This window comes from Moorena sp. SIO3I6 (assembly GCF_010672095.1).
Genome location: NZ_JAAHHU010001276.1, coordinates 1 through 1,466, shown reverse-complemented (window position 1 = coordinate 1,466; position 1,466 = coordinate 1). Strand labels below are relative to the sequence as shown.

General features: G+C 47.1%; 4 protein-coding genes. 2 read left to right on the top strand and 2 right to left on the bottom strand.

Annotated elements, in window-relative coordinates; translation table 11 throughout:
• A partial coding sequence (locus tag F6K49_RS48515; RefSeq protein WP_293109840.1) for a nucleoside recognition domain-containing protein occupies nt 1-427 on the top strand: 427 nt, incomplete at its 5' end.
• Nucleotides 428-731: 304 nt separating this feature from the next.
• Here F6K49_RS48515 and F6K49_RS48510 read toward each other — a convergent pair.
• Both F6K49_RS48510 and F6K49_RS48505 read right to left on the bottom strand, forming a co-directional pair.
• Entirely contained in the window at nt 732-902 is a 171-nt protein-coding gene (locus F6K49_RS48510) for a hypothetical protein (RefSeq protein WP_293084452.1), read from the bottom strand.
• Nucleotides 903-931: 29 nt separating this feature from the next.
• Nucleotides 932-1,102: a hypothetical protein gene (locus F6K49_RS48505; RefSeq protein ID WP_158069502.1), complete on the bottom strand. Its 171-nt coding sequence runs from the start codon at nt 1,100-1,102 to the stop codon at nt 932-934.
• A 48-nt stretch (nt 1,103-1,150) separates the two neighbouring features.
• On the opposite strand from F6K49_RS48505, the gene F6K49_RS48500 reads away from it, so the two are divergent.
• A partial coding sequence (locus F6K49_RS48500) for a P-II family nitrogen regulator (protein WP_293109837.1) occupies nt 1,151-1,466 on the top strand: 316 nt, incomplete at its 3' end.

Genomic DNA, 1,466 nt, shown 5'->3' with positions numbered 1-1,466 from the left:
CTGTGTTGCTGTTTGGTTCATCACGAATTTACCGCCAGGAGCGACAGGATTGGATACCATTGGCGGGCAAATTGGACAATTTTTAAGTCCGATCATGAATCCCATTGGTATTAATCCCCATTTAACCCTAGCCCTAATTTTTGGTTTCATTGCTAAAGAAATTGTCATTGGCTCTTTAGCGGTAATTTATGGACTTAACTCCGTTGCTGTTAGTCAGCAGATAACTGATACAGTAACCTTTATCCAAGGATATAGTTTTTGTATCTTTTGCTTAATCTACACTCCCTGTTTAACTACCATTGTTACCCTATTTAATGAAGCAAAATCCTGGAAATTTACCTTATTTTCCTTAGTGTTTTCCTTAGGGTTGGCTTGGGTAGCTAGCTTGATATTTTACCAGGGAGCTTTAGCACTGGGATTTCAGTGAAGAGATAGCAGTTATCAATTGGGTGAGGTACAAATTATTGGGTTAATGGGAGTCGGGAGTCGGGAATCGGGAGTCGGGAGTCGGGAGCTCACAAGGGTAGGTTTTTTACATTTGGGTCCTGCCCCACCCCCAACCCCCGACCGGTCGGGGGCGGATCACAAGGAAAGGAAAAGGAAAACAACAAAGAAGGGATGCAGCGCGGTCTTGGGGAGGCAGCGCCGCCAAAGGGGGGTTCCCCCCGGAGACGAAACCTGATTACGTTGAGCCTTTATGGTTGGTAGGTTATGCAGAAAAGGGTTAAAACTTATTGATTAAGGCGAGCCTGTCTTACGGTAACTATCGGCGTAGCCGACGCTTGGCCGTAGGCCACGCCAAAGGCGAACGCGAACAAACCACTCGCGCTTTGCCGTGGTTTCCCCCTGTTCCGAAGCTGCATCGCTTTCTTATCCCCCACACCCCACACCCCACGCCCCACACCCCACACCTGAGGTCTTTGTTAAAAACCTACCCCTGTGAGGGAGTAGGGAGTCGGGAGTCGGGAGTCGGGAGTTGGGAGGGTGATTCTCCGTTATCCTTGGTGAGCAAGGCAGGCAGGAACATCGCAATGAACCAATGACCAATCACAAATGTATTATTTATTACAGAAAAATTTATTTTTCGTGGTATATGTGTCATGCTGGTGTTAGTCAATTGGAGTGGAAGCCCCAGTAAGGGGCTGGGAAAATGCAAAAAATCGAGGCAATTATCCGAGCCTATAAGCTCGAAGAGGTTAAAATCGCTTTAGTCAATGCTGGTATCGTTGGCATGACCGTGTCTGAAGTTCGGGGATTTGGACGGCAGAGAGGTCAAACTGAACAGTATCGCGGTACAAAGTACAGGGTAGACTTTCTTCCTAAGGTCAAGCTAGAAGTCGTTGTTGAAAATGGCTTAGTTGACATGGCAGTAGAAAAAATTCTCGCTGCTGCTCAGACCGGTAAAATCGGCGACGGTAAAATTTTCATCAGTCCCATTGAGCAAGTTATCCGGATTAGGACTGGGA